Source organism: Streptomyces sp. NPDC054956, from assembly GCF_053609185.1.
Genome location: NZ_JBSGXB010000405.1, coordinates 1 through 5,818, shown reverse-complemented (window position 1 = coordinate 5,818; position 5,818 = coordinate 1). Strand labels below are relative to the sequence as shown.

Below are 5,818 nucleotides of genomic sequence, written 5' to 3'. Positions count from 1 at the left end.
CCCGCCGCCCCACGCACCACCCGTGCGGTCAGGCCGCGCTGCCGGCGGGGACGGCGGCCAGGCCGTCCTCGAAGCTCTTGCGGAGCTGGGCCCGGCGGAGCTTGCCGATGCCGGTCTTGGGGATCTCGGACCGGTCGACGGGCAGCAGGTGGCGGACGTCGACGCCGAGGCGCTCGCTGACCCGGCCGCGGATCTGCTCGCCCTGGTCCGCGGTGATGGTGCCGGTGCGCGGGCTGAAGAACACCGCGAGCTCCTCGTCGCCGCCCGGCTCGGAGGTCACGAGGGAGGCGACGGTGTACGAGGGCTCGATGAAGTCGAGTTCCTCGACGGCGGCCTCGATCTCGTGGCCGTGGTAGGCGATGTCGCCGAGCTGGATGACGTCGTCGGTGCGGCCGGTGACGGTGAGGATGCCGTTCTCCACGTACGCCAGGTCGCCGGTCTTGAACCAGCCGTCCTCGGTGAAGGACTGACGGTTCTGCACGGGGTTGTCGTAGTACCCGGAGGTGATCGTGGAGCCGGTGACCTGGAGGCGGCCGGTGACGCCCCAGGGCACGAGCTCGCCGTGCTCGTCGACGACCCGGATGCGGGTACCGGGCTGCGGGCGGCCGACGGGCACGTAGCGGTCGTCGCCCGCGGCGGCCTCCGTGAACTGGCAGTCGGCCACGCCGGCGGTGGTCTCGGACATGCCCCAGCCGGGGAACATGGCCGTGGCGGGCAGCCCGTAGGGGGCCAGCAGGTCCAGGAAGCGGCGTACGACGCCGGAGCGGACGGCCTCGCCGCCGTTCATGATGTAGCGCAGCGAGCCGAGGTCCCAGCCGCGGCCCTCGAAGCGGTCGGCCTGGTCGTTGACGAGCACGAAGGCGAAGTTGGGCGCCCAGGTGGTGTCGGCCCGGTGGGCGGAGACGGTGTCGAGCCAGCGCAGCGGGTCTTCGAGCACCCACTGGATCTTGGCGTGGACCTGGGCGGCGCCGAGGAAGACGTCGCGGGCGTGGAACATGATGAGCCCGCCGATGTGGTCGAGCGGCATCCAGTTGAAGGAGCGGGTGTCCGCGTCGAGCTTGTTCACGCGGGCGGTGGCCGCGCTGCGCGTGAGGACGTTGCGGTGGGTGAGGGTGACGGCCTTGGGCACGCCGGTGCTGCCGGAGGTGAGCAGCAGGACGACCGGGTCCACGGCGGCCGGCTCGTGCCAGTCGAGGTCGGGCTCGTGCGCGGTGCGCAGGGTCGCTACGTCGCCCAGGTACGCGGAGTTCCAGCCGAGGTCGGAGGCCACGGCGGGCGCGATCTCCTGGCCGGTGCCGGTCAGGACGCGGGGGCGGCCGTAGCCGCTCCAGACGCGCTCCAGCAGGCCGGGGCCGTTGACCGCGTCGGCGCTGACGGGCAGCGGCAGGTAGCCGCCGAGCACGCAGGCCCAGAAGGCGCCGAGGAGGTCGGTGTCGTCGGCCGACTGGAGGATGATCTTCTCGCCGACGGCGGCGCCGGAGGCGCGCAGGCCGGCCAGGATCCGCGAGGCGTCGGCGAGCAGTTCGGCGTAGCTCTGGTGGACCTCGGTGCCGTCCGGGCGGATGTAGGTCACGCCGCGGCCGTCCTCGGCTCCGGCCGCGCGGACGAGGGCCTCGCCGAGGTGCGCGACGCCGGTTTCGGGGGCGGGCCCGCCGTCGAGCAGCGATATGCCGGTGCCGGTCATGCCTGGTTCTCCTCTTGCTGAGCGGTGTCGGTGACGGTGGTGGCCGCGGTCGCGGGGTCGGTCGCGGTGTCGGTCGCGGTGGCCACGATGACGAGCGGGCCCCGGCCGTGGAAGGGCGCGGGCTCCTTGCGGAACCCGCCGTACTCGGCGGTGATCGTCAGCCCGGCCGCGGCCAGCAGTTCGCGCACCTCGGGCCCGGTCAGAACGGCCTGGTCGAAGAAGTTGTCGTACATGGCGACCGTGCCGTCCGCCGTACGGACCAGCAAGGTCTCCTCGTTGCGCCAGTTCGCGGCGTGCGCGTTGATGGCCTGGCGGGCGAGGCGGGTGATGAGGACCCCGTCGGGGCCGCGGTGGTGGGCGACGGTGTGGGGCTGGAAGGAGTCGACGAAGTTCAGCATGTGGCCGAACTCCAGGACGACCGCTCCACCGGGGTTGAGCAGTCCGCGGACGGAGCGCAGGACGGCCGGGAGCTCGGCGCGGTCCAGGTAGTTGAGCGTCATGAAGAGGCTGTAGACGAGGTCGTAGCGCTCTTCGGTGCGGTACGTCTCGGCGCGTGCCTCCACGTAGGAGATGCCCTCGTCGCCGGCGGCGCGGGCGTACTCGAGGAACGCGGCGCTCTGGTCGACGCCGGTGCCGCGGTGGCCGCGCTCGCGCAGGGCGCGCAGGTTGGAGCCCGTGCCGCAGCCCAGGTCGAGTACGGTGCCCGCCTCGGGGAGCAGGGACGCGAGGAACTCCGTCTCGGCGGCGAGGTTGCGGAAGTCCTTCCGCATGATCTCGTAGTACTCACCGGGGAATTCGAAGCTCGTGCCGGTCAAATCCGTCATCCTCCTCGGATGTCAGTGCTCGTCGGTCGTCGGTCGTCGGGGGCCGCCGGTGCCCGTCAGGTGGTGACGGGCTCGCGCGTGGTGCGGTAGCCGCGGGGGGTGAGCCCGTAGCGGTCGCGGAAGAGCCGGCTGAAGTGGGAGGCCTGGTAGAGGCCGGACCGTTCGCCGATCACGCCGACGGGCAGGTGGTCGAGCCGTGGGTCGCGCAGCTCGTACCGGCAGCGGGCGAGGCGCTCGTCGCGGATCCAGCGGGCGGGACTGGTCCCGTGGTCCTGGAAGATCCGCTGGAGGTAGCGCAGCGAGATGTTGTGGTGCTCGGCGACCGCCTGCGGGGTGAGGCCGGGGTCGGAGAGCCGCTCGCGGATGTAGGACTGGATGTTCAGCATGAGGTCGTGGCGGGCGACCTCGTCCTCGGCGGCGACGTGGCGCAGCCGGTCCGCGAGGACGGCGGCGGTCAGGCCGGCCACGGTGGCTCCGACCCGGTCGACGGCGGAGTGGATCTCGGTGCCGTGGTCGTGGAGCCCGGCGAGGAGCTGGGAGAGCAGGGCGCCCGCGCCCATGCGGCCGCACCAGCCGGTGGCGGTGAGTTTCGCCGTGTCGTCGGCCGACATCCCGAGGTGACGGTGCGGCAGCAGCACCTCCACCAGGTGGAAGGGGCGCGGCAGCACCAGGCGGTAGGGGCGGCTGCTGTCGCAGCAGATGATCTGCGGGCCGCTCGCCTGGCCCCGGCGGCCGTCCTGGTGGACGTGGATCTCGCCGGCCAGCGCCCTGAACACCCGCAGGTTCTCGGCGGAGCCGGGACGGATGTGCCGGCCGGGGCGTAACAACTCCTGGGGTTCCCCGGTCACGAGGGTGATGGTGACGTCGCCGAAGTCGCGGCGTACGACGGTGCCGTGGACGGACTCGTCGGGTCCGCGGACGACCCGCGCCGCGCCGGGGGTGGACGCGGCAAGCGGTGGACTGCGGTCCGGCACGAATGCGCTCGGCCCGCGGAGGGGCAGCTTGTCCATCGTTCTCCTCGCTCCGGGAAGCGTCATGCCATCGTGAAAGGCAGGCCCATAAAAACATACCGGCATGCAGGTACACGAACGCCATCAGAACTTCCAATGCCCCCGGCCCCACCTTGGGTTTCGTGCGCAAACAGGCGATGTACAGGCGCATTTGAGCAACCACGCCAACAGGCTGCGCAGTACAGTCGGCGACTAGGACTGGCCGGACAACGCGGCTTTACGTGCGGCCATGGATGTAATTCCGAAGAGGGGTATCACGTGACGATCAAGGTCGGCATCAACGGATTCGGCCGCATCGGCCGGAGCTTCTTCCGCGCCGCCCTTCAGCGGGGCACCGGCCTGGAGGTGGTCGCCGTCAACGACCTCACCGACGCCGCGACGCTGGCCCATCTGCTCAAGTACGACAGCACCCTCGGGCGTCTCGGCCACGACGTCCGCGCCGTGGAGGGCAACCTCGTCATCGACGGCCGCACCATACGCGTGACCGCCGAGCGCGACCCGGCCAAGCTGCCGTGGGGCGAGCTGGAGGTGGACGTCGTCATCGAGTCCACCGGCGTCTTCACCGACGCGCACAAGGCCCGCGCCCACCTGGAGGCCGGCGCCCGCAAGGTCATCATCAGCGCGCCCTCGAAGAACGAGGACCTGACGATCGCCTTCGGCATCAACGACAACCTCTACGACCCTGCCGTGCACGACATCGTCTCCAACGCCTCGTGCACGACCAACTGCCTGGCCCCGCTGGCCAAGGTCCTCGACGACGCGCTCGGCATCGAGCACGGCCTGATGACCACGGTCCACGCCTACACCGCCGACCAGAACCTCCAGGACGGCCCGCACGGCGACCTGCGCCGCGCCCGCTCGGCGGCGACGAACACCGTGCCGACCACCACCGGCGCCGCCAAGGCGATCGGCCTGGTCCTCCCGCAGCTCCAGGGCAAGCTCGACGGGTACGCGCTGCGCGTGCCGATCCCGACGGGCTCCGCCACCGACCTCACCGTCCGCGTCTCGCGCGAGACGACCGTCGAAGAGGTCAACGAGATCTTCGCGAAGGCCGCCGAGGGCGCCCTCTCGGGCATCCTCACCTACACCGACGAGCCGATCGTCTCCAGCGACATCGTCACCGACCCGGCGTCCTGCATCTTCGACTCGGGCCTGACCAAGGTCATCGGCGACGGCCGCCAGGTCAAGATCGTCGGCTGGTACGACAACGAGTGGGGCTTCTCCAACCGCGTCGTCGACACCGCCCTGCTGATCGGCGCCCGTTCCTGAAGCGGTACCCGCGCTCGAAGCGGCGGTACCCGTGCCCGACCGGAGGTTTCCGTGGTGATCAAGACCCCCTATCACGAGGGTGAGCAGGCCGTTCAGAAGCAGGCCGGCGAAGGCGGTCCCGGCTGGGGCTCGCCCATGTTCGACGACGTGATCCAGCCCGGATTCGACCAGTACCTGATGCGCCAGCGCATGCTCTTCCTCGGCGGCGCCGACGCGACGGGGGCCATGTGGTCCTCACTGGTCACGGGCGAGGCCGGGTTCGCCCTGCCCACGGGCCGGCACACCATCACGCTGAAGTCCCTGCCCGTGCCCGGCGACCCGCTCGCCGGGGCCTTCGAGGAGACGGCCGACATCGGTCTGCTCGCCCTCGAACCGCACACGACGAGCCGGATCAGGATCAACGGCGTGGCGAAGCGCGACGGGGATCTGCTGCACATCCGCACCGAGCAGGTACTGGGCAACTGTCCCAAGTACCTGCAGGTACGGGTGCCGGTCGCGGACGGGCCCGCAGGGTCCCGGGAGATCCGCAGCGGCGAGGGGCTCACCCCGGAGCAGGAGAAGTGGATCCGCGGCGCGGACACCTTCTTCATCGCCAGCCAGGCGGACGGCTACGGCGCGGACTCCTCGCACCGCGGCGGCGACCCCGGTTTCGTGTCGGTGGCGGGACCGCGCAAGCTCGTCTGGCCGGACTACTTCGGGAACTCCTTCTACATGACCCTGGGGAACCTGCAGCTCAACGAGAACTGCGGGCTGCTGTTCCTCGACTGGGAATCCGGCAACACCCTCCAGCTGACGGGGAAGGCCCGGATCAACTGGGCCGAGGGGGACCGGGCCGCCGTGCCCGGCGCCCTGCGGATGTGCGAGTTCGACATCGAGCGCGTGGTGCAGATCGACGGGGCGACCCGGCTGCGCTGGGCGTTCGGCGGTCCCTCGCCCTACAACCCGCCGGCGGCGGCGCGGGGCTGACCCCCGCGGCTCCGCGCCCGCCCCCGCCCCCCCCCCCGCCGCCCACCCCCCCCCCCGCCCCCCCC

Annotated in this window: 5 protein-coding genes; 2 read left to right on the top strand and 3 right to left on the bottom strand. The window is 71.5% G+C overall.

Going from position 1 to position 5,818, the window contains the following annotated elements; all coding sequences use genetic code 11:
• Window positions 1-28: 28 nt before the first annotated feature.
• The 3 genes from ACWGDE_RS35230 to ACWGDE_RS35220 all read right to left on the bottom strand — a co-directional run bounded on the left by ACWGDE_RS35230 (window position 29) and on the right by ACWGDE_RS35220 (window position 3,518).
• Window positions 29-1,684 carry an AMP-binding protein gene (locus tag ACWGDE_RS35230; RefSeq protein WP_453393141.1) on the bottom strand — a complete coding sequence of 552 codons (1,656 nt, stop codon included), beginning with the start codon at window positions 1,682-1,684 and terminating at the stop codon, window positions 29-31.
• Window positions 1,681-2,499, bottom strand: coding sequence for a class I SAM-dependent methyltransferase (locus tag ACWGDE_RS35225; protein WP_453393140.1), 819 nt, complete (start codon window positions 2,497-2,499; stop codon window positions 1,681-1,683). The genes ACWGDE_RS35230 and ACWGDE_RS35225 overlap by 4 nt, the downstream gene beginning before the upstream one ends.
• 65 nt (window positions 2,500-2,564) lie before the next feature.
• Window positions 2,565-3,518, bottom strand: coding sequence for a helix-turn-helix domain-containing protein (locus ACWGDE_RS35220; protein ID WP_453393139.1), 954 nt, complete (start codon window positions 3,516-3,518; stop codon window positions 2,565-2,567).
• A 258-nt stretch (window positions 3,519-3,776) separates the two neighbouring features.
• Between ACWGDE_RS35220 and gap the strand changes: the two genes are divergently transcribed.
• Both gap and ACWGDE_RS35210 read left to right on the top strand, forming a co-directional pair.
• Complete coding sequence (gene gap / locus ACWGDE_RS35215; protein WP_453393138.1) at window positions 3,777-4,787, top strand: type I glyceraldehyde-3-phosphate dehydrogenase; 1,011 nt, start codon at window positions 3,777-3,779, stop codon at window positions 4,785-4,787.
• Between the two features lie 51 nt (window positions 4,788-4,838).
• Window positions 4,839-5,753, top strand: a complete 915-nt coding sequence (locus ACWGDE_RS35210) for a pyridoxamine 5'-phosphate oxidase family protein (protein ID WP_453393137.1) — start codon at window positions 4,839-4,841, stop codon at window positions 5,751-5,753.
• The last annotated feature ends 65 nt before the right edge of the window (window positions 5,754-5,818 follow it).